The organism is Methanophagales archaeon (assembly GCA_021159465.1).
GTDB lineage: Archaea > Halobacteriota > Syntropharchaeia > Alkanophagales > Methanospirareceae > G60ANME1.
In genome coordinates, this window is the sequence record JAGGRR010000215.1 from 1 (window position 1) to 26,823 (window position 26,823).

At 46.1% G+C, this 26,823-nt stretch carries 21 protein-coding genes; 13 read left to right on the forward strand and 8 right to left on the reverse strand.

The window, feature by feature from the left end:
* Nucleotides 1–82: 82 nt before the first annotated feature.
* Entirely contained in the window at nucleotides 83–763 is a 681-nt protein-coding gene (locus tag J7J01_09110; GenBank protein MCD6211023.1) for a hypothetical protein, read from the forward strand.
* A gap of 58 nt (nucleotides 764–821) precedes the next feature.
* Here the strand turns inward: J7J01_09110 and J7J01_09115 are convergent, their stop codons facing one another.
* From J7J01_09115 to J7J01_09135, 5 genes are all read right to left on the reverse strand, one after another.
* A complete protein-coding gene (locus J7J01_09115; protein ID MCD6211024.1) occupies nucleotides 822–2,825 on the reverse strand; it encodes a hypothetical protein in 2,004 nt (667 codons plus the stop codon).
* Nucleotides 2,826–2,926: 101 nt separating this feature from the next.
* The gene (locus J7J01_09120) at nucleotides 2,927–3,796 is read right to left on the reverse strand and encodes an ATP-binding protein (protein MCD6211025.1); all 870 of its coding nucleotides are present in this window, start codon (nucleotides 3,794–3,796) and stop codon (nucleotides 2,927–2,929) included.
* A complete protein-coding gene (locus J7J01_09125) occupies nucleotides 3,796–4,668 on the reverse strand; it encodes an ATP-binding protein (GenBank protein ID MCD6211026.1) in 873 nt (290 codons plus the stop codon). Before J7J01_09125 ends, J7J01_09120 begins: the two co-directional genes overlap by 1 nt.
* Nucleotides 4,669–4,714: 46 nt before the next feature.
* Nucleotides 4,715–5,422, reverse strand: coding sequence for a hypothetical protein (locus J7J01_09130; protein MCD6211027.1), 708 nt, complete (start codon nucleotides 5,420–5,422; stop codon nucleotides 4,715–4,717).
* Nucleotides 5,419–7,140: an arginine--tRNA ligase gene (locus J7J01_09135; protein MCD6211028.1), complete on the reverse strand. Its 1,722-nt coding sequence runs from the start codon at nucleotides 7,138–7,140 to the stop codon at nucleotides 5,419–5,421. Before J7J01_09135 ends, J7J01_09130 begins: the two co-directional genes overlap by 4 nt.
* 97 nt (nucleotides 7,141–7,237) lie before the next feature.
* Between J7J01_09135 and J7J01_09140 the strand changes: the two genes are divergently transcribed.
* The 6 genes from J7J01_09140 to cobS all read left to right on the forward strand — a co-directional run bounded on the left by J7J01_09140 (nucleotide 7,238) and on the right by cobS (nucleotide 17,004).
* Nucleotides 7,238–7,999, forward strand: a complete 762-nt coding sequence (locus tag J7J01_09140; protein ID MCD6211029.1) for a diphthine synthase — start codon at nucleotides 7,238–7,240, stop codon at nucleotides 7,997–7,999.
* A gap of 141 nt (nucleotides 8,000–8,140) precedes the next feature.
* The gene (locus J7J01_09145) at nucleotides 8,141–12,694 is read left to right on the forward strand and encodes a VWA domain-containing protein (GenBank protein ID MCD6211030.1); all 4,554 of its coding nucleotides are present in this window, start codon (nucleotides 8,141–8,143) and stop codon (nucleotides 12,692–12,694) included.
* Between the two features lie 148 nt (nucleotides 12,695–12,842).
* Complete coding sequence (locus J7J01_09150; protein MCD6211031.1) at nucleotides 12,843–13,580, forward strand: hypothetical protein; 738 nt, start codon at nucleotides 12,843–12,845, stop codon at nucleotides 13,578–13,580.
* A 146-nt stretch (nucleotides 13,581–13,726) separates the two neighbouring features.
* Nucleotides 13,727–14,746, forward strand: coding sequence for a hypothetical protein (locus J7J01_09155; protein ID MCD6211032.1), 1,020 nt, complete (start codon nucleotides 13,727–13,729; stop codon nucleotides 14,744–14,746).
* A gap of 13 nt (nucleotides 14,747–14,759) precedes the next feature.
* A complete protein-coding gene (gene purF, locus J7J01_09160) occupies nucleotides 14,760–16,205 on the forward strand; it encodes an amidophosphoribosyltransferase (protein ID MCD6211033.1) in 1,446 nt (481 codons plus the stop codon).
* A 10-nt stretch (nucleotides 16,206–16,215) separates the two neighbouring features.
* Nucleotides 16,216–17,004, forward strand: coding sequence for an adenosylcobinamide-GDP ribazoletransferase (gene cobS, locus J7J01_09165; GenBank protein MCD6211034.1), 789 nt, complete (start codon nucleotides 16,216–16,218; stop codon nucleotides 17,002–17,004).
* Between the two features lie 34 nt (nucleotides 17,005–17,038).
* Here cobS and J7J01_09170 read toward each other — a convergent pair whose 3' ends face one another.
* From J7J01_09170 to J7J01_09180, 3 genes are all read right to left on the reverse strand, one after another.
* On the reverse strand, nucleotides 17,039–18,331 hold the full coding sequence (locus J7J01_09170; GenBank protein MCD6211035.1) for a hypothetical protein: 1,293 nt from the start codon (nucleotides 18,329–18,331) through the stop codon (nucleotides 17,039–17,041).
* A gap of 85 nt (nucleotides 18,332–18,416) precedes the next feature.
* On the reverse strand, nucleotides 18,417–20,801 hold the full coding sequence (locus J7J01_09175) for a class I mannose-6-phosphate isomerase (GenBank protein ID MCD6211036.1): 2,385 nt from the start codon (nucleotides 20,799–20,801) through the stop codon (nucleotides 18,417–18,419).
* Between the two features lie 45 nt (nucleotides 20,802–20,846).
* Entirely contained in the window at nucleotides 20,847–22,334 is a 1,488-nt protein-coding gene (locus J7J01_09180) for a 2-isopropylmalate synthase (protein MCD6211037.1), read from the reverse strand.
* Nucleotides 22,335–22,385: 51 nt separating this feature from the next.
* On the opposite strand from J7J01_09180, the gene J7J01_09185 reads away from it, so the two are divergent.
* The 6 genes from J7J01_09185 (at nucleotide 22,386) to J7J01_09210 (ending at nucleotide 26,810) form a co-directional block, all read left to right on the forward strand.
* On the forward strand, nucleotides 22,386–25,148 hold the full coding sequence (locus J7J01_09185; protein ID MCD6211038.1) for an SMC family ATPase: 2,763 nt from the start codon (nucleotides 22,386–22,388) through the stop codon (nucleotides 25,146–25,148).
* Between the two features lie 52 nt (nucleotides 25,149–25,200).
* Nucleotides 25,201–25,392, forward strand: a complete 192-nt coding sequence (locus J7J01_09190) for a hypothetical protein (protein MCD6211039.1) — start codon at nucleotides 25,201–25,203, stop codon at nucleotides 25,390–25,392.
* A gap of 167 nt (nucleotides 25,393–25,559) precedes the next feature.
* Nucleotides 25,560–25,778 carry a hypothetical protein gene (locus J7J01_09195; protein ID MCD6211040.1) on the forward strand — a complete coding sequence of 73 codons (219 nt, stop codon included), beginning with the start codon at nucleotides 25,560–25,562 and terminating at the stop codon, nucleotides 25,776–25,778.
* A gap of 6 nt (nucleotides 25,779–25,784) precedes the next feature.
* Nucleotides 25,785–26,084, forward strand: a complete 300-nt coding sequence (locus J7J01_09200) for a hypothetical protein (protein ID MCD6211041.1) — start codon at nucleotides 25,785–25,787, stop codon at nucleotides 26,082–26,084.
* Between the two features lie 5 nt (nucleotides 26,085–26,089).
* On the forward strand, nucleotides 26,090–26,311 hold the full coding sequence (locus tag J7J01_09205) for an N-6 DNA methylase (protein ID MCD6211042.1): 222 nt from the start codon (nucleotides 26,090–26,092) through the stop codon (nucleotides 26,309–26,311).
* Between the two features lie 22 nt (nucleotides 26,312–26,333).
* Complete coding sequence (locus J7J01_09210) at nucleotides 26,334–26,810, forward strand: hypothetical protein (GenBank protein ID MCD6211043.1); 477 nt, start codon at nucleotides 26,334–26,336, stop codon at nucleotides 26,808–26,810.
* Nucleotides 26,811–26,823 lie beyond the last annotated feature (13 nt).

Sequence of the window (26,823 nt, forward strand, 5' to 3'; positions counted from 1 at the left end):
AATATCACTATAGTATAAACATGTGCAAAAACTTTATATACCACGTCGCGATAGAATAAGGATGAGGAGGTGATGCGATAAGATGGTGAGGCAGAGGGCAATAGAAATAGCGCTAATTACAGCGATGGTTCTTCTCTTCCTGATACCAGCGAGCAGTGCGAATGTAAACTATTCTTATGAGCTTACCACAACTGGCGGGACGATAATAGCAGAGGATGATTATCGTTCTTTATCCCCCGGGAGTGGCACAGCAAATCAGTACTCGCTTCATGTAGATGCAATGAACGCTGTGAACGGTAGTTGTAACCATTCACTGGTAGAAGGAGAAGGTGGTGATGAAATCGGTTTCGAAACAAACGTTACATATCTCAGAGATACCACAGGAAAAGCTCCTGTACTTATAAATGGTAAGGCGATAAGTTTCATGGGCGGAGCGGAGGTAACAGAGAACATAGGAAGTGCATCTTCAGTGTCCAATGGAGAAAATGCTACTTTTTATGATGGCGCTATTGGGTTCACCACGGAAGTTGACTCTCTTGCGTTATCTTCAGGGGGGAGGAGCAGGAATGGATCAGAGAGCTATTACAATATTACTGCAGAGGGAGAAGGTAGGTTCACTGCCGGTCTGGGCTCAGTAATATTAACAAAGGTGCATTCAGTCCATGACTGGAAGCTGCTTGCGAAGAAGAAGACAACCAGCAGAGTAGGAGTAAGAGCAGGAACCTACAAGTTCAGAGCTCACTATTATGTGAGCCGCTCATAAGTTTCTACTTTTTTATTTTTTTATTTTTATTCTTATTTCTTCTTTTTATAGATTTAACTCATTCCTCAAATGTCAGTCTCATCCGGGAGGTGCAGTTTCCTTCAAGCGAATGGTGAATAGAAACTTTCTTTGTTGGTGTTGATAGGTCCACCTTCGTTTGCTTATTTCCTATGAATACATCTGTTGCCCGGGTATTGTAAGATATACTGGGATTATTACTCGTTGTTTTGATATCCACCGTGTTCTGCTTCTGAAGCTTAACAACATTGGTATCCTCCGTAAATGTTACATTAACACCGCTCTGAGTATCTGAAGCTGAAAGCTCATGTGTGATTATAAGATCGTTTCCGGTGAAGGAGATTACCTCAGCGTGGTGATAATCGGGATAATTCTGGTTGGTAATGTTCACCGGTTTGCTCAGTATCTCAATAGAAATAATTGAGTAATCCCCACCTGTGCCGGTTGTACCTACAACCTGTTCCTCACTTTCTATCCCAGCAGTACTGCTTGACATCTCTTTCTCGATAGTTATGCTCCCTGTTCCCTGTATCGAGGACTCGATAGCGATTTGTGGTTCCATCACAACGAAGAAAATGGTTGTTTTCCCTGTGTTGCCCGCACGGTCATCAGCATACACATCCAGTTTGTTCTCGCCCTTTTTCGCTATCAATGTTGTTTTCGTATGCTCATCACCATTCGGGGAGGCGAAGCTGACGTTTGTACCGTTATTGAGGCGATAATACCAGCGTGCGATGGGCTCATTTGCGGAGACTGCGAGAGTGACGTTATGAGAAGCTAACTTCTGGTCCTCTTGCGGGCTCGCCACTGTTAGCTCCGGGGGAATAGTATCCACGGAGAAGTTAACAAAGGCATAACCGCGATTACCAGCCAGATCAGTAGCGGAGATCAGGATCTGGTTAGCTCCTTCACTCGCGTTAATAACAGCAGGAGGTACGAAGCTGACATTTGTGCCGTTATTGTTATTGAGGCGATAATACCAGCGTGCGATGGGCTCATTTGCGGAGACTGCGAGAGTGACGTTATGAGAAGCTAACTTCTGGTCCTCTTGCGGGCTCGCCACTGTTAGCTCCGGGGGAATAGTATCCACGGAGAAGTTAACAAAGGCATAACCGCGATTACCAGCCAGATCAGTAGCGGAGATCAGGATCTGGTTAGCTCCTTCACTCGCGTTAATAACAGCAGGAGGTACGAAGCTGACATTTGTGCCGTTATTGTTATTGAGGCGATAATACCAGCGTGCGATGGGCTCATTTGCGGAGACTGCGAGAGTGACGTTATGAGAAGCTAACTTCTGGTCCTCTTGCGGGCTCGCCACTGTTAGCTCCGGGGGAATAGTATCCGTGTCTCTTTGTGAGACCAACTCAAATGGAACTGTATCCTCAATAAATGTTATACTGCCATGAACTGTATTGTCACTACCAGCGATTAATCTTATAATGTCGCTTGCATTTACCTTTATTCGAACATCGTGATCGGCGAGGAGAGAAAGAGAAGCATTCCCATTCCTATACTTCTTTGATAATTCAGTAATATCCTGTGTAGATTCATTAATAACACTCATCTCGAACTGCACCACTTTCTCATTATCTTTCTCATTATTGATTTTCAAATCAGGCAATAGAAATCTTAATGCAGACATATTCGTTCTGATTTTTATCCTCACTGGAGATGTATTTGTACATAAGGTCACAGTTGCGTTTGCTGTATTTCCGTCGGCATCCGCTGCAAATGCAGTTAACGTATTTGCATTTGTATTATTCGGGATTATCTTCAATGTTGCACTTCGGTTTAATGCTGACCCGAAAGACATTGGATTTTCGCTGGAAGCATTTACCCGATAGCTCCAGTTGATGTTGAATGTCCAGTCTCTCCGGGTTGTTACAACTGCAGATACAACCATCGAGGCGTTAATGCTACCCTCTTCGGGCTGAACAAGTATGGTTACCGGTAATGCAGTGACTGCTACTTCGGTATACGTGAACGTGAATAGTAATAATAGCACCAATGCGGTCAGACCCGAACTTCCATCTATTTTGTTCACTTCACTAACCTGCAATACACATATGTAATAAAACCGTATTACAGGTCTTATAAACCTTTCGCTTTGGCTTGACTTGACCTGACTTGACTCTACTCTCCACTCTATAGAGTATATTTTATATAGCTCCACATAGCTCTTATCGCCTTCGATACCGCTCCATCTGAATATTCAACAACTGGTACGCCTTCGACCATCGCTTCTGTAACTATTGAGTCATAGGGGACTCTACCTGCTACCGGTATGCCCTGCTGGTGGCAGAAGTCTGCTATCTTACGGCTGTTTGACTCGTTCAGGTCGTATTTATTGATACATACCATTGAACGGATTCCAAAGTGATTGGCTACGTTAATGATTCGCGCGAGGTCATACAGTCCGGACATCGTAGGCTCCGTGACCACGAGTGCGAGATCCACACCGGTGAGCGAAGCAACCACAGGGCAACCAATGCCTGGTGATCCATCTATAAGTACAAGCTCACAGTGCTCATCTTCCGCTACTTGCCGGGCGTTCGTTCTAACCGCAGTAACAAGTTTACCGGATGCCTCCTCCCCTATGCTCAGTTGCGCATGCACCATCGTTCCATATCTCGTCCGTGATACTAATGTATATCCAGAAATACGCTCTCTCAGTCTAATCGCTTCCTGTTCACAGACAAACACACATGCACCACAGCCCTCGCACCGTGCGGGATTGAGTGCGAACCCGGAGGGTGTATCGGAGATAGCATGGAATCTGCATACAGATGCACAGTTACCACATTCTATACACCTGGTCTTGTCCATCTCTGCCAATTTTGCACCTTTAAATTCGGTCCGTTTCATCACCTCGGGATGCAGCAGCAGGTGGAGATCCGGCGCATCCACATCGCAATCCGCAATGACCTTGTTCGCTGCAAGTGATGCGAATGATGCCACAACTGTCGTCTTTCCAGTACCTCCTTTACCACTCACTATTGTTAGCTGCTTCACCATCACTTCTCCTTTGCCTTATCCTTTACTTTCAGCTTTATTTCCTCTATTATATCCGCGAAACGCTTCTTCCATTCGGGCATCGCCGCTACAATCGGCATACCTTCTGAATAGTATCTCGCCATCGCCTCACTATATGGGATTTCAAGCAGAATCGGGATTCCTTCCGCCTCACTATACTTATATACTTCCCGGTCTCCAACTCCTGCTTTGTTTATCACCAATCCAGAAGGTATCTTCAATAGCTTGAGGACCTCAACTGCGAGTTTCAGGTCATACAGTCCAAACGGTGTGGGTTCTGTAACAAGAATGCAGTAATCACTATCCTGAACAGCCGCAATGACCGGGCATGAAGTACCGGGCGGGGAATCAATTATCACCATCTTCTCAGGTCTGAGCTCCTCCTTCACACGGTCTATCAATGGTGTTGCTCTTACCTCACCAATCTTCAGCACGCCGTAAATGAGTTCTATGCTATCGCTTCTGTATCGCCTGATAACCCCTATCTCATGTGGCACCTCTCTAATCGCATCTCGCGGACAGACCATGGTGCATAAACCGCAGCCATTACACAATTCGGGGAAGAGCATGACCTTGAGCTGCCCGGGCAGTACAATAATCGCGTTATATTCACATGCAGAAGCGCATTTACCGCAGTAATCACAGTGTTCCTCATCAACCTCTGGTATCAATCTGTGCACCGGTTTCACTTCCTCATTCTCAGCGCTCGGATTGAAGAATATATATGCGTTTGGCTCTTCGACATCGCAATCCAGTAGTTGGACATCTGCATCGTTTGAGAGCGAGAGAGCGAGATTTACAGCCACTGTCGTCTTACCGGTGCCTCCTTTACCACTCGCTACCGATATAATCATTTTTTACCTGATCTTCTCTCCTATTCTATTCTGAAGTTACACCAAATTAAACCAGACTAATGACCTCATCCCGGACGTAGTTTATAAAATCGTCCTTCGTTGCCTTACTGAAGATCGTTACAACACCGTTACGGGTTAATCCCACCACTAACCCATACCTTCTGGACTTCAACACGATATACCATATCTTACCGTGCTTCAAATGTTCCGCATAAAGCGATGTATCAGCCAGAGCGGAGCCATAAAGCGAAAGTTTCTTCACGTTTGGAATATCAACATCGTCGAAGAAGATCACCTTTGTATCCTCAAAGTTATCCTCGTGGAAATGAACAAATCGAGAAGGCTCTATCCTCGCTTCTACTATCCTTGATGTGGTCATGAAGAGTATCTTGCTCAACTGATTAGCAATATTGTTCGCTCTTGTCTTCTTCTCCATAATAGTGAGCACAACTCTGTGTTTATCCGGCTGTTCAACAAAGAAGAAAGGCGCCTCCAGCGTGCGTGGTACATGTATCAACTCGCCATGATGATAGACACCCATGAGCTCGTCCTGTACGAAAGTGCCAGATAGCAAGTCACCGGTCAGGTGCAGGTCTTTTATCTCGGTGATCAAACGAATATCCTGCTCCTTATCCTCTCGCCTGTAATCTTTTAATTTGCTCGCTATCCTCGGCAATGCTATATCTCCCTTCCCCTTTCCTTCTCCTCCTCCTTCAATCATGAACAATTTCCCGGCTATCACCATCGCAATCACATCTCCTCTGGCGCTTCTATACCAAGCACAGAGAGGACTTCACATAAAACCTGCTTCGTACAATCTACAAGCACCAATCTTGCTTCTCTTAATTCTTCTTCTGCATTCAGTACAGGGCAATTCTTATAAAAGATATTGAAGACTTCAGCGAGCTCTCTCGCGTATCTGGCAACCTTATGCAGTTTTAGCTCAGAAGCCGCACTCTCCATTACATACTCAAACATTGCAAGCTTCTTTATCAATTCCACCTCGCTTTTATCCCTTAACAGAGCCACATTGGCATCGGCAGAATCAATTTTAAAGCCACGGTCAGTTGCCATGCGTAATATACTGGATGCACGAGCATGGGCGTACTGAATAAAAGGTGCGCCTTTCTTCTCTATGTCCAGAGCATCCTCGAGGTTGAATATTATATGTTTCTCTGGCGAGACTTTCACCATATCGTAACGTAATGCACCTATTCCCACCATTCTTGCTATCTCGCACTTCTTATCCTCGCTCAGGTCCCTTCTTCGCTTCTTCACCTCCTCGTATGCACGCGCTTCTATCTTCTCCATCAACTCATCTGCCGAGATATACCTGCCTGCGCGTGTGGATAAAGAGCCAGAGGGTAAAGATACGAACTCAAAGATGACAAATTCTGGCGCCTTCACACCCAATAATAGCAGTGCTTTTCGCAATTGCTGCGATACCAGTTCATGGTCCTTACCCAGCACATCTATCATACGGTCACATCGCTCGCTCTTCCAGCGATGATACGCGAGGTCACGGGTGGTGTAGAGTGAAGTTCCATCTGCACGCTGAATCACCAGTCCCTTCTCTATTCCATCTAAGTAAAGTATGAGTGCAGAGCCCTCAGATTTTATATCTCCTTTTCGCTTTAACTCCTCTATTATATGTTGTACCGCACCACTACGCACAAATTCACTCTCAAATACGAACAGGTCATGATGGATATTCAGCCTTTGTAATGATGCCTTAATACCGGCGAGGCATCTCTGAACAACCTCCTCGTAGCGCTTCACCACTTCCTCATCCCCTGCTTCATAGCGCCTCATCAGCGCATCCACTTCGGTACGATAAGCTGCATTAGCCTCTAACATTCGATTGGCTGCGATATAAACATCAACTATCGCATAGTCCCCCTTCTTTCGCGTCTCAAGCTTCAATCTGGAAGCACCCCATACCGCAACCGCTACCTGCCTGCCCATGTCATTCACATAATATTGCGTCTCCACCTGGTAGCCCGAATAAGTTAATACTCGTGCCAGCACATCGCCTATGATAGCGTTCCTGAGATGCCCTATGTGCAGGGGTCCATCAGGATTCGCAGAGGTATGTTCAATTATTATCCTTGTACTTTTATCATGCTTCTTCTCTGTGTTATCTCCACCACCTCCACCACCTTTTAGCCGTCTCAGTGTGCCATCGAGAAAAGAATCATTGACGTAGAAGTTGATGTAAGGACCGGAGGTAACTGCTCTTGATACAAGTGTTCGCTCAGTCGGAGCTGGTATAGTAATATGGCGGACGATATCCGCAGCGATGTTCTCAGGTGGCTTTCTGTATCTGGCAGCCAAGGTGAAAGCAATTCGAGATGTGATATCAGCATGCTCACTCTCTTCTAACCCCAGGCTGCTATATTCATATTCGTATGATGCATCAGCCAGTGCAGCTTTCAGTATATGCTCAACTTCTCGCTTGAATTGGAGGTACATTATTACATCTACATCCTTATGTTACGGTTACTTACGTATACCTTGAATATTTAGATTTACATTTAGTTTAGAATGCGTACATAAACAAATCCATGCAATGCTGACCTTCGTCGGACTCGGGTTGTATGACCCGGAAGATATAACATTGAAAGGTCTGGAAGCGGTAAGAGATGCGGATGTGGTCTATGCAGAGTTCTATACATCTCCCGCGGGAGCGCGTACGATAGAGAAGCTGGAGGATGCTTATGGCAGAAAGATCTCGCTATTGGAGCGTGAAGAGCTGGAAGAGGACGCAGAGAGGGGGATTCTGGAACTCGCGAAGAGCAAGAAAGTGGTCTTACTCAGTGGTGGCGATGCCATGATTGCTACTACGCATGTAGATCTGCGGCTAAGGGCGATTGAGAGGGGGATAGAGACACGGATAGTACATGCGGCTTCTATCGCATCTGCAGCTGCGGGTCTATGCGGGCTTCAGAACTACAAATTTGGTAAGTCCGCAACGGTATCACCACCATATAAGGGTGTTATATCACATGTACCCTATGAGACGATAGAGGATAACACTGAGCGAGGACTCCATACACTCCTCTATCTTGATATCGGAATGCGCATAGCGGATGCGCTGGAGTTACTGGAATCGGTAGAGCGTGAGAGGGGAGGAGGAATGCTTAAGCGCTCTTTACTGGTGGGCATAGCGCGGGCAGGCTCTGACGATGCGGTGGTGAAAGCCGATTATATAACATCGCTGAAGGGCTATGAATTTGGTGACCTGCCGCATGTGCTCATCGTCACCGGTGAATTGCATTTTGTAGAACGCGAAGCTTTGATAAAGATCGCGCATGCACCCGGTTCTATCTGAGGAGATAGGGAGGGATAAGGGATAGCCCATCTCCAGCAGAAAAGTACCCTATTTAAAGTTATATAGAAAATACATGTGCTCTCAACATATGCTTTTATATATAACCTTGATATCCTAAATTACTGGAGGTGAGATGAAAAAGTGAACAACAAAAAATATGAGAGAGCGAAAGGGATAATAGGAATAGCACTGGCAGTGATAATGCTCGCTTCGGTATTCGCCATTGTCCCTACGGCGATGGCAGAACCACCGGAGGGAGGGGCGCCATCTTCTATCAGGATATACGGTGATGTCCAACCAGATGGTAATGCACCCGAACGATATACTAATTGGACGCAGCCATTCGACCCCACGGTGATACCAAAGGATTCCATTACTTTTAACCCCGCACTGCTTGAGGAGGAGTTTGGTGTAAAAAATGGTGAGAATGCGCGTGAGAAGATATTCCTTAGGGCGTGGTACGAACCCTGTGGTAAGTACTGGGGTTCCAGGAAGAACTATACACATCCAACGATAAACATGGAATATACCTACATGCTGATAAATACACAATATAAGCCGACATCCGGGCAACCGGGCAATAGCAAAACACTCTTTGCATTTCCAACCTGCGAGATATCTTCTCAGCCAGGATTGGGTGCGTGGAACTGTATGTCGAAGAGTACCGAGGGGGAGCTCACAAGACTCGCGAATGTCAGCGGTTCAGTAGTGCCGTATGGGAAGACGGTGAATGGGCGGATTGAGATTGAGAAGGGCTTCAGGAATCTGGGAGTAGGGGATGAAGTCCAGTTCCTCGACCATAAGCTGGAAGTGACTGCAATTAACGACCATGACTATGTTATAAGAGTCTGGTATGCGGGGAACAGAGATGATGATGCGGGTAAAGGTTGGATTACACTGAAAAAAGGAGCGAAGATGTACTTCGATAGGCATAATAACATGTATTCCACTGCGAACCACGACCCAGCCGCTGGACAGATAAGGACATGGTATGTGAGACGGGACAGTAAGAACAGTAATATTATATATCTTGGTAAGGAACTCCAACCATGTGATGTCTTCTACGTCAATGGTGTGAGATACGATGTGACAGCGATTGAGGTTCTTGACACCACAGGCGATTCTAACGCAGATGCCCTGAAGTACATAACTCTGAGGACAAAGTTACCAAAGTGTATTGAAGCTATCCCAGAGGAGAGCGTTGTATCCTCTCAGTCCATCGAATGTATAGAGCCCTCTGAGATTATACCTGTTCTACCACCGTTCAACGAGAAGCATTACATGGTTGACGATATTGACATACCACTGTGGACAAGTGTATCAGAGGAGAGAAACTGGACGAAACAGGACTATGCAGGTACAAAACTTGATACAGACAATGATGGCGAGTGGATAGCATACGATGTTGATGAGCGAATAATACCCGATGTTGGGCCTTTAAACATCACATACATTGCAGAGGACTTTGAGCGGCGGTACTCTACGAATCTGCTCGAGAAGCTGCAGGAGAAGTGGTCTGGTGCTGTTACCAGCGCAGAAAGAGTGGACCTGTTCTTCCTGATTGATGGTTCCCAGAGTATCAGTCAGCAAGATTTCGAATTGCAGAAGCAGGGACTGGCTGAGGCTGTGAAAGATCCGAATGTGGTTCCCCAGGATGGTACAGTACGTGTCTGTGTGATTCAGTTCTCCAGCAATGCCAGTATGGAGGTTCCACTCACCATAATTGATCCGGATAACGCGAGTTTGGTAGCAGATGACATCATGAACATTACCCAGATGAAGGGTAATACAAACATGAGTGGGGCATTTAGAGTAGCGATTGAGAACTTACCCGGTGATAGCTCCGGAATACAGGTGATTGATCTCTCAACCGATGGCTACCCGACGGGTGGGGATTCAGAAGAGAAGGTACTGAATGCAAGAGATGATGCGCTAAGTGAGGGTTTCGATGTGGTGAATACACTCGGTGTTGGAATGGATATAGACCAGGACTTCCTGAAAGAGCTGGCGTATCCGCAGCCATGGCAGGAATCTCCAGGGTTCTATGTGCATGCCGAAGATTACCATGATTTCGTGGATAAGATCAGGGAGAAGATAAGGGTAGAAGTAGAAGGCCGGCTCGTGGAATCATGGACTAAACTCGATATCCAGTCTCTTCCCGACCTGTACACCGAATTCGTACTACCGGAGCTGCCAGACATAAAAGCAGCGGAAGATAGAGACTTATACGGAGATTACCTGATTACAACCTCACTGATCGCGCCACAGGCAGAGGGAGATTTGCCGCACAAAAGGGTGGCGTTCTCATACGATCCTGACCCCGAACATGGTGGCATTGACGATGACATCTATGTGAACTACAAGGATGAAATCAAAAGTGGCACTATCCGGGTGTACGGGCATGGCAATGCAAGCACGATCGGTATTCGGAATGAGTGCAATATAGAGCAGTATACAAATTGGGAAGAGCCTTTCAATCCAACATCAATAAGAAAGGATTCTATTACCTTTAATGCTGCTATACTGCCTTACAGCACGGAGTATCCGATGCATGCCCAGGGAGAAGACTGTGACCTGAAAGAATACCTGCGGGTATGGTATGTACCAGAGTACGAGTTCTATGGTAACCATGAACCTGTGCATCGAGAACATGCGATTGTGACTGAGACGACATACATGCTCATTGATTCACAGGACAAGAAGCCATGGCATGCAGATGCAAACCGGAGCTGGTTCCCGTTCCCAATCGTAGCAGACCTATCAGATGGTAAGGCAAAGGGATTACAGTCATTTGAGAATGAAGGGGTCGAGTCCACAATGGATAACCTCGTAATGCTCTCATACGTGAATTGCTCGTCAGCGGATCTGCTAAATACTCTGCACAAGACAACCAATGGAACAATAAGGCTGGAGAAGACATATATCATGAGTGCGAATCAAAAAGTGGAGTTCATGGATCATACACTGAAGTTTGAGGGCTTTGATGAGGTTACCGGTGAACCGAGTGTGGAGATAAAGTATTGCGGCAATAAAGATGAGATCATGGACCCAAGTCCAAGGTATGGGATATCGAGCACGACCAGATTCTACGATAGGCACAACAATGACTATGATACGCCAGAGCACCCGGACAGGACATGGTATGCCCGCTTTGATGGGCAACTAAAGGGTGGCAAAGCGATGATAACAGTGGGTAAAGAACTTCAGCGGGGCGATATATTCTACGTGGATGGTGTGCGTTATGAAATCGCGGCGATAGAAGTCTTGGATGAAGATGGAAACCTGGCAAACGGCTGTGAGAAGTTCAAGTACATCACAATCAGAACTCCGTTCCCGAAGGGCGAAGGAGAGTTATTGCAACAGTGGAGATCATGTGCAGACTCACAGTACATACAGAGAATTGCTCACAGTACACCAATACCAGTACTCCCGCCGATGAACATGGTGCACAAGATTGTGGACGATACAGATGTGGCGCTATGGCAGCCATTGAAGCTGCTTGATAAATGGCCATACGGTGATCCAAATGGTATTCCTGGTATCGAGTACTTCCCGTGTGCAGACCGGTATCTGACGATGCAGTATCCGCCATACGCATGGCTGAAGTACTTCCGTGCGGTGCCTATAGACACCGATGGAGATATGGAAACAGAGATACCATCTGACTGGCAGCTCTGGGAGGACTATGGTGGTCCATTCTATCCGGGAGATGTAACAAATGCAGTACCGGATGGCTGGCAGTGCTGCGAATGCGGGATACCAATGCCGCTGCCAACAAAATTCACTATCTTCGACAGCGAACACTGGATTGCGAACGATGTTGACGAGCGAATAGTAAGCAACGTGGCACCGTTAGACTTCGAGTGGAAGGAAGAGGAGGCAGAGCCAAGGTATTCAACGAATCTGCTGGAGATCTTGAATGAGACTCTGTTCGCGGATAGCGAAGCATACGAGAGCTGGACGAAGTATGACATCCAGACATTGCCTGACGAGTACACTACATTCAAACTGCCTGAGACACCATCTGTGAATCCAAATGTGTACATTGGTGGTGAATATCAGGTCTACCAGCCAGATACAAGAAAATACCCCGGCAGCTACCTGATTACTACTTCGTTCATTGCACCAAATGCAAAGGGCGACCTGAACCTGGAACAGTCATATAGTGTACCAAACAGATTCGCATTCACATTCAACCCCGCAGATAGCACGGGTATTTACGTGAATGAGAATCCGCTGCTTCCGCCATCACCAGGTGCTGATAGATTCACCATCCAGCTCAAGGCACTCCAGAACTATCTATCGCTACCTGTACTGCCCGAGAATAGAGACCCAGAAGCGATCTTCGGCAGAGACGTGGAAGTCTGGAGCTACAATGCGACCAGTGGCTGGAGCCGACCAAGTGAACTCGAGGCTGGAAAGGGTTACTATGTATATAACCCGTGGGCACCGAAGACGATCACTATATACGGAGAGGGTGTACGGCTGGAGTGGAGTGATATAAAACCAACGTTGCAGCCAGGCTGGAATCTGATAGGCGTAGGTAACGAGAGTATTTCAGTATCGTGGTTGGATAACGTACAGATCTGGCGGTACATGAATGGATACCCCTACGGTGATTTCTGGCCGATGCCACCAAATATCAGGGTGCAACTTCAGCCAGGGCAGGCATACTGGATATACAAGATTGCATAATTTTTTTTAAAAAGGAAGAAAGGGATGGGAATGAGGTAAAAACCTTATTCCTCCATCCATCTTTATTTTGTTTTGGGTTATCTTTTTATGTTTTATTTTATCTTTTATATTGTAAAACAAATGAAGTAAATAGGAGGTATAAAAAAGGATGTCAGATAAGACTTGGGCGATTATTTTCATTGCAGTGATTTTGACAGTTCTTACAGCATTCACGTGGGCACAGGAAGTGCCAAAGCCAAGCGACTGGGTGAAGATAAGTGCAAAACCGGATACGATACAGGCAGATGGTGTTTCTACTTCTACAATTCGGGTGATAGTCACATGGCCGAACGAGACCGAGCTGAGCGGTGAGCCTGCAGCCAATCAGACGTTGACAATATGGACGAATTGCGGGCTGCTTTTTGACGCAACAAACGAGAGTAACACCGGCAGGTCAATTAATGTTACCACTGATGACAATGGCACGGCAACCGCTCTGTTATCAGGAAATGAAACATGTAATGCCACTGTCACCGTGAGTTGCCTGAGCGGAGGTTGGAATTTTACACAGGTTAGCTTCATAGCACCGGAACCAAGTCCTTCACCAGGAGAGAGCGGAGCTGTCAACGAAAGTGGAGACGGAGGTGGCACCACCACCCAAACGCCAACGCCATCGAATGCAACAAATGCAACAAATGAAACAAATGCAACGAACGTATCCCCAGAAGCAACACCGGCGGCTCAAACAGCAACGCCAATACCAACAACTACGCCGGCAGTATCACCATCAGAGACTACTGCTCCTACATCCCCTGTTACAACACCTGCAATACCAGGATTTGGGGTTGCGCTCACTATCGTGTCTCTGTTAGCAGTATTCGTAATCGCTTATCTGCGGAGAAGATAGAATATAGAAGATAATTGTGTGAATTAAAAAAGAAAAAACCTCATTCATTCCTTTATTTTTTTATTTTTTCTCGTTTGTTTTTATGCTTTCTGTCTTATTTCTATCTTATAACTGATAGTAGTATATACAAATAGTAAATAGAAAGGATGCGAATTGAGATATTGGGTACAGAGTCATTAGGTGTGCGTGGTCTGAGCTGTGTGGTGGAAGTAGGCGAACGGAAGATAGTGATTGATCCTGGTGTGGCGCTCGGCTACAATCGTCATGGATTGCTACCTCATCCCTTGCAGGTCGCGGTTGGCGAGGTAGTGCGACAGAAGATAACAAGGGCAATGGCAGATGCCACAGATATTGTATTCAGTCATTTCCATGGTGACCATGTGCCATTGGTAGATGCGAACCCGTTTCAGCTTCAAGCTGCCATAGTTGCCGATTTGTGCCGGGGGCATAATCTTCGATTCTGGGCTAAAGGACCCCGGGGGCTCTCGCAGCACATGTTACATCGAGCACAGTCACTACGCATTGCACTGCATGATGAGTTAAGGAGTGCAGAAGGGCATAATGATGGTATTCTGAGTTTCTCTCACCCTGTTCCTCATGGACTGAGGAGCGAACATGGAGGAATGGTAATGATGACGAGGATAGAAGATGAGAGGTCGGTATTTGTACATGCATCGGACATCCAGTTGCTCGATTTCGATGCTATAACCACTATTCTTGCCTGGCATCCAACCATCGTACTCGCTTCTGGTCCTCCTTTGTATCTACCACATCTCACACAGAAACAACGTAATGCCGCATGGCATAATGCAATTAGACTCGCCAGGGGTGTGGATACCCTGATTCTTGACCATCATCTGCTCAGGTCGGAATATGGTCGGCGCTGGCTGGATAGTTTAGCTTCGATTGTGGGGCATGAGCAGGGGCACCATAACCACAGAGTCATTTGTGCCGCAGATTTCATGAACAGGAGCCGAATGCTGCTCGAAGCGTGGCGGCAGCGATTGTACGCGGAGATGCCCGTGCCAGAAGGATGGCATGAGGCTTATGCCCGGGGTGAGGTTGATACCCGCGTTTACCGGGATTGGGCATGTAGAGCATCAACAACCGGTGAGGTTTTTGAATGTCGGAAATCGCTTTGTTCATATTTTAAGCCGGGTGATTAATTAACGATTAATTATGAGCGAAGGATGTGGTATAGTTGGCATAGCTCTGGATGAGGGAGACGCAGTACTACCGATATTTTACGCTCTTTATGCCCTTCAGCATCGCGGTCAGGAATCGGCGGGTATAGCAGTGAGTAAAAGTAAAAGTAAAGAAGAAGAATCAGGTGTGAATATACCGTTGATAAAAGGTATGGGCTTCGTTTATGAGGTCTTCTCCCCTCGTCGGTTGGAATCGCTAGAGGGTAAGGGTAACATTGGCATTGGTCATGTGAGATATTCAACTACGGGTGCATCAAGGGCAGAAAATGCCGAACCCCTAGTTGTGAATTATCATAGGGGGCAAATCGCTATCGCTCATAATGGTAACCTGGTCAATGCTGCGGAATTGAAGAGCGAATTGCAGCGTGAGGGGAGAATCTTTCATTCAGACACAGATACAGAGGTGATAGCGCATTTATTGGCGAAGGAACTTGTGCGTCACGACCCGATAGAAGCAGTAAAGATATTAATGAGGCGGGTGGTGGGTTCTTATTCTCTGGTTATCCTGATGGATAATTCATTGATTGCAATTAGAGATCCGCTGGGCATAAAACCCCTGTGCTTCGGCACGCTAAGCGATGATAAGGGCTATATAGTGGCATCAGAGAGCAGTGCGATAGATACCACAGGTGGTGATTTGATAAGGGATATAAGACCCGGGGAGGTATTGATAATCCACAACACAAATAAGAACAGGAGATTGGAGAGTTATCAATTGTATCGCGGGATAAACACTGCCCATTGCGTATTTGAGTATATCTATTTTGCGAGACCCGATTCAGTATTGGATGGGAGACTGGTTTACGATGTGAGGCTGAAGATAGGAGAGAGGCTGGCAGAGGAACACGGAATAGAGGCAGATATCGTTTCTCCTGTGCCTGATTCGGGCATTACGTTCGCCATTGGCTATGCGAAGCGCTCAGGGCTGGATTATATGGAGGGCTTTATAAAGAACAGGTATGTAGGTCGTACATTTATCATGCCCGATGAGAGCTACCGGGATATCGCAGTGAGGTTGAAGTTGAATGTGGTGAAGCGGAATGTAGAGGGTAAGCAGGTCGTGCTGGTGGATGACAGCATCGTGAGGGGTACTACATCCAGGCAAATAGTGACTTTTCTGAAGAAAAAAGGAGCAAAAAAGGTGCATTTACGGATCGGCAGTCCGCCGATAATAGCACCCTGTTATCTCGGTATCAACACGCCAACGCGAGATGAGTTGCTGGCATCGAATAGGAGTATGGAAGCGATCCGTAAATTTTTGAATGCCGATTCCATCGGCTATCTCAGCCTCCAGGGTCTGATAGACTCCATAGGGATAAGTAAGAATAATCTCTGCCTGGGCTGTCTGAATGAGAGATATCCGGTTGAGATACCAGGAGAGGTCTGTGTAGCGAGACAGTTGAAATTGTCTCATTTTTAGATACATCTCCATGCGGGCTATAATCAGTTTCCTGACCCGGATACCGATACCGGTACCAGCGGGTAAAGAGCCAAGGATAGAGGAAGTGGCAGCCTTGAGTTATCTGTTCCCGTTCGCTGCTCTTGTCATCGCTCTGCCTCTGACTATCATCGCTGTTTTATTATTCAGAGTGAATATAAGCCCGGGTATAGCTGCTTTGTTAACTCTCCTCTGTCTTTATTTTATTACGGGTCTGATGCATCTGGATGGTCTTGCTGATTTCTTTGATGGGTTGATGGCAGGCGGTAACAGGGAGCAGAGGATAAAGGCGATGAAGGACGAGAAGATAGGTATAGCAGGACTATTTGCCACTTTTGTTATTCTGATGTTGAACTTCATAGCGATAAAAGAGATAGTGGCGCATGATTTTTGCTATCCTGTATTCATAATTGCAGAGCTCGCAGCGAAGCTGAGCATGAATACCTGTATGCTGGTGGGTAAGCGATTTCAATCTGAATCTGATACAGGCTGGGGGATAGGTGCGCTGTTTATAAAGTCATGCACTTTGCGAGGCTATCTTATCGCTCTCACTTGCTCTTTACTCTTAGCTTCTATACCTCTTATCTCACGCACTTATCCACTCAGGGTCTTCAGTCTCCTCAGTCTCTTCATCGGTGTTTCTGTTGCCATTATCATATCATATATCGGGGGTACGAAATTCGGTACGGTGAGCGGTGATGTGATAGGCGCCTCAAATGAGATTGCGAGAACTGCGGTACTCCTTATATGGAGTTCGCAAATAAGTGGATTGTCCACCTAAACCTATGTATCAGAAAAATAAAAATCATTCATCTTCATTCAAACTTGACTTCTATCCTCTTACCTGTAATCTCTTCCAGTTCCTTCTGGAGTAATATCTCATTCGCTACCAGTTCCTTCTCCTGCGATTCTATACCCCGTCTTCTCTTAGCTATTAAATCATCCAGGCGAGTGAGTTGCCCTCTGGCTGCTGTGATTGCATGCTCGAGCCCTTCTTTCTCCTTTGTTATCTCCAACGCTGATAGTTTACTCCTGACCTCCTCTGCCCTTGATGATAAAAGCTCATACCTCGCCCTGATACCCGATAGGTCAGTGTCGGTATTCAAGAGATGGTCTATCCATTTCAGTGCTCTATCCCGCGTACGTTCCTTCAGAGCGTCCATCTCAAGGATTACTGCCCTTATAGACTGGAGATAATCTTCTATATCCTCATTCAACGCTTGAACCGGAGATGACAAAATGGATGTTATCCCCGTTCGTACAGTAGGTGAGAGATTAATCCGTCCGGTCCTGTCCTGCTTCTTCAGCAGGCTGAGTGGCTTCTGTAAAGGAGTGAACAGATTATTTATATCCTGTCTTAGTGTGTTCAGTTCTTCCCCTATGGCTGTTAATTCCACCTCATACTCCTTTAGCCGCTTCCATTCCGCTTCTTCCTCGATCACCTGTAATCTTCTCTCTGATAGCTCTATTTCGTGCTTGATGGCTGCCCTCTCTTCCTCTTCTGCCCGAATTTTCTCTTTTTCTGACTCTATCTCCGCCATCTGTTCTCTTATTTTCTGTATCAATGCATGTACACGACTCAAATCTATAACCTTAGTCTCCTTACCCTTCATTGGTGCTATCAGTCGGTCAAGAATATCCCTTAGCTGATTAAGATTAGTTTCAACTTCCCTGACCTCATCAGGAAACAGCGAGCGAACATAATAGATATTCTTAAATATCTTCGCCAGTACCGACTCTATACTGTGGTAAGCCATATTATGGAAATCCAGAACAGTCTTATAGTCAGTTTGAGATGGTATGACTATCTTGTCACAGAGAGAGTAAAGGAGCTTTACCATTTTGTCACGGCTCAGAAGTCCTATTTTTGTAATCTGTGCTGGCATATCCGCCTTCGGCTCAGCATCACGCAATTCAGAGATGTATTGCTTGAGTTCCTCACGTTTATCCGCTATCTCTTCATACAGTGCCATCGTATTCGTGCCCAGACCACGGAATAACAACTCAGAAACCTTCTCCAGCCATGTATCCATCTCATGGAACGCTACAATAGAGGGTATTTCAGCTACAGCTCTGCTTCTGCCTGTGATTCTATTCAGCCACTTCATTCAACTTTACATTCACACTCCACCACACTACACCACAGCAACAGCAATGCCAACGCCAACAAACATTACATATAAAATCAAAATCCTAAGAGCTAATAAAACTGGCGTATATAAGGTCACCTTCGCCTTCCAGTGCGATGCCACTGCCACTGCCACTACCACAGCTCACAGTTGCAGGTACAGGCACGAGTGCGGTCTCGAAGGTCTTTAATGGCAGTTTTACCTTTGCATCACCGACCAGAGTTACCTGCCCCCTTACACAGGTGAGGACACCCGCATTCTTTATGTCCATACCCATATTTATGCCCGGATTCATACCATTATCATTACTATTATGAACAGAGATAAGCCTCAAATCCAGATGTTTACCCCGCAGATGCCCTCCTCCATGCTTCAATCCCCGTGGCACTTCAAATCTAAGCACATTCATAGCATCATTTAGATGTAGCTCCCTGCCCCTGCCATAATCATAGACTCTGAATGTCCTTTCTGACGCGGTACTCACTTCATATACCTTTGTACCCGCGCCCAGGGCATGTATGACACCGGCAGGGATGTGGTAGATATCGCCGGGTTGAGCATAAAACGAATTCATGTAGTTCAATATCTCGCCTCTTTTTACCAGTTCCAGGAATTCACCACTGCGTAGAGAATCCCGGAATCCTAAATAAATCCTCGCATCCTCTTTCGCTTCGAGAACATACCATGCCTCCTCTTTGCCCATTACATCACCCATCTTGCGTGCATACCGGTCATCAGGATGTACCTGTACCGAAAGGTTTTCATCTGCCTTTATTATCTTCACTATCAGTGGGAATTCCTCCATTCTCATGCCGAATATCGCTTCTGAGAAGAAAGTATTGAGCTCACAGAGCGTAAATTCCTCACCTTCGATATAGTTCCGTGGTGAGGCACACCATAACTCATAGCCCCAGGGCTTGTTTACGATGAGGGGCTTGAGCTTCATCGGGTGCTCAATCATATCTCTCACTTTCACCCTCACCCTCACTGCTTCTGTATGAGTATCTGTATCTGTATCAGACATAGACATGATTGCATCTGCCAGCCGTGCATGTCTTAGCCTGGTGGACTGCATCTCTTCATCAGTAATACCCCTGGTCATAGCTGCAACTTCGCTCAATGTATATTTATTCCCGGGCAGGCGTGAGGACCACCACTCCTCCTTAGGTCTGCTCTCCTTACCTATTGGGAACCTGAGTCTTATCCTACCCCTGGCTGGATGAAAGACATCCACCAGCACACAGTCATTAAGCTCCACAGAATCGCAGTCAACGAGGTTATAAACAACACAGTTTTTACCGTTTATTCTGTTCAATCGGGAATTGAAGACACAAGCATCTTCGAGTAATGCGGCTTTCGCAGTTGTATTCGATACCACACTCCTCTTTATCCGACCTCTCTCTATTCCGGAATTCACATAGATTGAATCCAGAATCTCGCAGCCGTCAGTGGCGGAGAGGAGCTCGACATTCAGGAATCTCCTCAATTGCGCAGCCTCAGCCCCTTCAGACAAAAGTCGCATCATATTCCTGTAATAGCTTTTATTCGTTCCGAAATCGAGCCAGATGCTTTGATCACTTATTGCAAAGCTCTTTATCAAGTTCAGGTCGGATGTCATCGTCATCTCCCGCTTTAACCGTTCTGCACGCTCCCGTAGCCATTTATTAGTAGTAACAGAGTCTGGAGAGCACCATAACTGCCATAACTCATCAGAATTGAACTCCCCGACTCTCTCTTCAAGCCTATCACAGAAAGCATCCAGCAGCCGTTCGGTCAAAACTCCGCTCAGCGTGAATAACCCCAGATTCAACAGCACCTCACTGCTTCTGTACCTCTCCATCTTACTCTTCACCACTTCATAGTTCCGTGTATCATCAAAATCAAGCAGTTCACAGCCTTTATCCTTACCTTTACCTTTATCTCCACATCTAACTATCTGAATACCATATTTGGAGACAATCTCCTCTGTAAACTCAGATTTCAAGCCAAAGAGCATGACATGCGTAGAATGTGCGCATTCAATTAAGGATTCAGGAGTATCAGCGATGAAGAGGAACTGGTCACCCCATGTAACCATTATCCTGTGGGGGATAGAGAACCGCTGAAATTGCTTTATCACACCCTCAAGTATGGTCAAACCAGGAACATCTATGAATGCTTTCTCCTTACAGGTTCTCGTCAGTACGTTCCTTGTGCCTTTACCCGCTGTATGCACGATAAGGACACTCTTACCCTGTTTCACTTCCTCAACAAGTTCTATTCCCGCTGCATTAGATGCGTTTTTTATCGCGAATAAAGTACCAAGCCCATTGCCCGCTGGACCGTTCCAGCTACTCTCCGAGACGGGTATGAGAATAGAGGTCTGGAGTACACCCTCATGCCATGGGAAATGCTCCAATCGCTTTACCTCACGCTCTTCTCCGACCACTACCACAATATAATCAAACATCTTTAGTCACACCACATCCTGTTGTATCCGGCATATTAAGAGAAATCAACTGTATAATCGGTTGATACCTTTAATCATGGCATGCATTGATGCGAGGACTATATCTTCGCTTATACCACTCGCTGTTATAGCCCTGTCACCCCTGCTCATCTTCACCACGACATTCACCAGTGCATCAGTGCCACCGGTGATAGCATCCACATGGTACTCCTCGAGTCGCAGATCATTCATCTCCGAGCCTGACATTGCCTTCCGCAGTGCATTTAGCGCTGCATCTACCGGACCCACGCCAACGCCCGCCTCCACTTTATCCTCTCCGTCTATCTCCAATCTTATAGACGCTGTTGGATATACGTTCTTGCCAGAGACAACAGATAGGTCAAGTAGTTTTATCCTCTCCTTTCGCTCTATATGCAGTATATCGTCCACAATTGCCTGGAAATCCGAATCAGTGACCAATTTACCTTTATCGCCGAGTTCTTTCACCTTTGATAGTATCTTCTCCATTCCTGAGTCATCAGCAGTGATACCCATCTCTTCCAGTGCCATTTTCACTGATGCCCTACCTGTATGCTTTCCGAACGCAAATCGCCTCTTCCTGCCTATCAACTCCGGATCCATAGGCTCATATAAACTCGTATCTGCCAGCGTTCCGTGCACATGCATTCCCGATTCATGTGTGAATGCATTATCACCCATCAGCGGCTTGTTTGGTGCAACCGGCATCTTTGTCACGTTCCGTACCAATCGAGAAGTCTCATACAACTTCTCCTTCACTATCCCGCTCTTCACACCATAAAGCAGGTCAAGCGCAGTAACCACCTCTTCCAGCGATGCATTACCCGCTCGCTCTCCCATGCCATTTACTGTTACGTGTACGACCTGAGCACCTGCCAGCACAGCAGCAATCGAGTTAGCAGTCGCCAGTCCGAAGTCATTATGACAGTGAGCCGAGATGGGCGTATTTAAATCGCTGAGAGCACTGAATATCTCCTTCGTTCGCTCTGGATACAGCACACCCACAGTATCACAGAAACACAGGCGGTCAACCACACCCGCATCTGAGAGTTCGGTAAATAGGGATTTTAAAAACGCCATATCGGCTCTTGAAGCATCCTCAGCACTTATTTCCACTTTCAAGCCATGCCCTTTCACATATTCCGCTGCCTCCATCGTCATCCTTCGCAGCGTTTCCCGGTCTATCTTCAATTTCTTCTTTATGTGGTCATCAGAGACCGGTGCGACTAAATTCACGGTGTCAACATCACAATCAATTGCAGCATCAATGTCACCGCGTAATAGACGAGCGAAAGAGCTTATTTCTGCTCTTAAACCCGCTTTTACTATCGATTTGATTGCCCTTTGCTCACCTTCGGAGATGATTGCTGTACCCGCCTCGATGATATCAACTCCAAGAATATCAAGCTGCCGTGCAATTTGCAGTTTCTGCTCTGGAGTCAAGGATACACCCGGAGTCTGTTCTCCATCACGCAGCGTGGTATCCAGTATCTTCACTGTTCTCGACTCAACCATAATCCAAATCTAAATTAACTTCATATTATAAAAACTTGAAAAATTTGATAGATGCTGCTGAAGACGCTTACACTCCGGAATTATCGCAAATATAAGAACGCATGTATAGAGTTCCCTGATGGCGTGATTGGGATCATTGGACTGAATGGAGTGGGGAAGACGACACTGGTAGAGGCGATAGGTTGGGCTATATTCGGGCATTATGCTGCACGAACAACTAAGGAGCTTATAAAACGCAGAGGTGCATCACCACATGAGCCATGCCAGGTAGAGCTGGAGTTCGAGCTGGGTGGCGACTACTATAAAGTGGTAAGAGAGATGGCGGGTAAGAATTTGATGCCCAAGGCGAGGCTTGTTATCAATGGAAAACTCATCACCAGCAATGCGGAGGAGGTGACGGAAGTGCTGGAGCATAAAATAGGCATGGATTACCAATCATTCTTCACTTCCGTCTTCGCGCGGCAGAAGGAGTTGAATGCGCTATCAACAATGAAGGCTGCGGAACGAAAGAAGCTCATGTTGCGTATGCTTGGCATTGAACGGATAGAGAATAGCATACAGGCGCTAAGGGAGGATAGAAGAGGCAAGGAGAAGAAGATAGAGGGTATAAAAGCAGCAATTGTGGATAAAGAAGGCAGGAAGAAGATAGAATTACTTCAGACAAAGAGGGCGGAGCTGGATAAGGATAAAGAGTCTATTATACCGCTTATAAAGGAGATAGAATCAGAAAAAGAGGAGAAAGAGCGTATAGTTCTGGCAACGAAGCATGAGCTGGAACTCGCAACTGAGAAATATGAGAGATACGTGGAGCTGACCAATATGCTGGGCGAGCGAAGGAGCTACCTGGAGAACATTCGGAAGAGCCGGGAAGAGAAGGAGAAGGAGCTTGCTGCATTGATTGAGAAGCAAAAGCGGCTTCAGGCTATACAGGCAGAGGAAAAGCGGTATTTCGAGTATAAAGCGCGCAAAACCGAGCTGGAACAGCTACGGAATCGCTACCAGCATAAGATAGAGCTGACAGGGCGGCAAGAGAAGACTGTGGAAGAGATAAAACAGCGAAAAGCTCTAATAAAGGAACTGGAAGCTAAAATAGCGGAGTTCAGGGGTGTAGAGGATTTATTCGATGCACAGATGCGTCTCAAGGACGAGCTGGAGCAGCTACGTGACCAGTATCACCAGAAAGAAGAGCTGATGAGGCGAAAAGAGCGGGCAATGCGGGAGATAAAGAGCAGAGAAGCTAAGATCGGGCGTTTAAAGGCAGATAGGCGCATGTTTGAGGATGCTGATGCGCAACTGGAGGCGGTGAAGGGTAAGATAGAAGAGCTGAGGCGCGATAAAGAGCGGTTGCATTCCGCAATTGGCGGTTATAAAACGAGAGCAATACAGATTAAGCGCGATATAGAGGCGAACAGGGAGAAGATAGAACAGATAGAAAGCCTGGGTCCTGGAGGCGAGTGCCCGCTATGCGAGCGGCAATTAGGAACCCATTATGAGTTCTTGATAAAGAAACTGAATGAAGAGCTGAGAAGCAGTAAGGAAAACCTCTCTATGGTATTCAATGAGTACAAGAGCAAGAAACAGGAACTTATTTCAAAGGGTAAGCTTGAGGAGTCGCTCACAAAGCAATTGCAGGGGCTTGAGAAGCGTGTGAATATGCGAAGAGAGCTGGATACAAAGATAGAGCAGGAGAATCGGGAATTGGATAGCTGGCATGAGGAATTGAAGGAGCTTTTAGCCACTTTGAAGCCATTGGAAGGGGTTGAATTTGATGATAATCGTTATAAAGGTGTAATATCGAAAATAAACGAACTTGAGAAGCGTGTGAGAGCTAAGAGGGAGTTAGAGGTGAGGATGGCACATGAAGAACGTGAGCTGCAACGCTGGCATAAGGAATTGGAGCAGATAAAGAGCGATTTGAAGTCTGTTGCTGATGTTGAGTTCAATGAGAATGAATATAATACTGTTATATCGGAATTAAAAGAACTTGAGCAGGTATATCACGAGATAATCGGGTTAAAAGCCGAGATAAAGAGGATAGACGCGGTGAAGTCCAGCATTCAGGAGTTGCGTGATGAGGAACGCGGGATTGTGGATGAGATAACGGCATTACAGAAGCAGGTAGAGGGGCTGGCATTTGATAAAATGGCGTATGTAGAGTTGAAATCGAGGTATGAACGCGAGAGTGAAGGTCTGAGCGAGGTGAAGTTAAAGCTCATGGGCAAGAAGCACGAATTTGAGAACCTGTGCAGTGAGAGAGAGCGTGTGCAGGCGGATATAGAGGAGCAGGAACGGCTAATAAAAGAAAAGGAGCAGGAAGAGGAGGATATAATGTATTTAAATCTGCTTGAGAAGATAATGAACGATTTCAAGGTGTATTTGGTGGGTATGATCCGTCCATTGCTCGCAGATTATGCATCAGATATGCTGAGGCGGCTGACGGATGGCAAGTACAGCAGGCTCGAGCTGGGTGAGAATTATGAAGTCTTCATCTGCGAGGATGGTACTGCGTATGAGCTGAACAGGTTCTCAGGCGGTGAGGAGGACCTTGCGAATCTCTGTCTTCGATTGGCTATTTCCGCAGTTGTATCGGAGAGGAGTGCAACTCAAACCAATTTCATCATCCTCGATGAGATATTCGGCTCGCAGGACATGCTTCGAAAGAGGAATATCATAACAGCACTGAGTGAGTTGTCAAAGAAGTTCAGGCAGATTCTACTTATTACGCATATAGAGGATGTGAAGGATTATATGGAGTACGTACTGAGGGTGAGTGAGGATGCGGACGGTGTGAGCTGGGTGAGGCTGGAGGGGTAATAATAACAAGATAACAAGAGACAAATCCCAAATAAAAAAGAAGGTAAGCGCAATGACAAAAGGAGCGATTATCGAAGCTGATGCGAAGAAAGTGGCGGAAAAAGTCATACTGGCAGCAAGAAATGCCGATAACGAAGAAGACCTCAGGATTAATACTGAACTTATCCTGAAAAATGTTCTTGGTCGACTCGGTATAGCAAGCTATGCGAGTTATGAGTTCAGAACCGGTAAAAAGGCACATTAGTTGAAGGAGGAGGTAGGATTGATGCGCTCTATGGCAGGGTAGTGATAGAATATGAGAGACCCGGTACTTTTGAACATCCTTCGGGCTTTAATCATGCAAAGGAGCAGGTGGTTGGCTATATTAAGTAATTAACACCATCGGTTGAGGAGTATCAAAAATATTTCGGTGTGGTTTTAGATGGTACGAAGATAGGTTTTGTCAGGTTCAGGAGGACCTGGCAGTCTGATGGTCCATATCCTGTAAATGAGCAGACAATACTTACGTTTCTGGAGGCGCTCAGAGTGAAATCGCTGAACAGAGACCTCGGAGCAGGAAGTCCAATAGCTAAGACACTTGTAAGAGTTCTTTATGAAACATTGAACAGAAATAAAGGGTATAATAAGTAGGTAGGAGTGCTGTTTGACGATTGGAAGCGTGTATTTGGGCAGGTTTGCGGCTATTCTCCAGAGAAAATAAAGGGATTGGAGAAAGCATACGGGATAAGCGGAAATGAAATAGATTATGAAAAGCTTCTCTTCGCAGTGCACACCTATTATGCCCTTGTGATGAAGTTACTGGCGGCAGAAGTTGCAGTTTCTTCCGGCGATAGTTATCTTCAGTCGTATTTGAGGAAGTTTGAGGATGCTTATTATCGTGGGCATGAGGAGCTTATGAACATCCTGCGACACTGGAGCACGAGCCAGAGGAGGTAAAGGATTTGCTTAAGCGACTGTATCAATATCTTGTTCCAAAGAGGATAAGGCAAGACCTCGGCGAGTATTACACACCGGATTGGCTTGCGGAACTCGTCATTTCGGAAATTGGATATGATGGCAACTTGAATAAGAGATTTCTTGACCCCGCATGTGGCAGTGGCACATTTTTAGTTTTAGCGATAAAAGAGGGCAAGACGATATGCTCTCGACCATTTTGTAGATGAAACAGAAACTCTGGAAGGGATATTGAAGAACATCGTGGGTTTTGACCTGAATCCCTTAGCGGTGCTGTCAGCGAGAACAAACTATCTCATCGCTCTGGGCAAGCTGATAAAGTATAAGAGCGGGGAGATAGAGATTCCAGTTTATTTTACGGATTCTATACTCGTTGAGAGGAAGCAAACGCTTTACGGTAGTTATGCATACAGCTTAAGAACAGAAGCAGGCGAGTTCCAGATACCAATAGGCGTGGTTAAGAAAGGGATATTGCCGAAAGTGCTTGCGGTTGTGGAAGATTGTGTGAAGAGCGGATTTTCAGAGGATGAATTTGAAGAGAGGGTGAAGAAAGATGTTTTGAGGTCGGGTGCGAAATTAAACAAGAAGGAAATCAATGTTCTGGTTGGACTTTTTCACAAACTCAGAGAACTGGAGGAAGAAGGCAAGGACGGAATATGGACTCGCATTCTTAAAAATTCATTTGCTCCTTTGCTTCATGGTAAGTAAGTTGTTCGTAAGG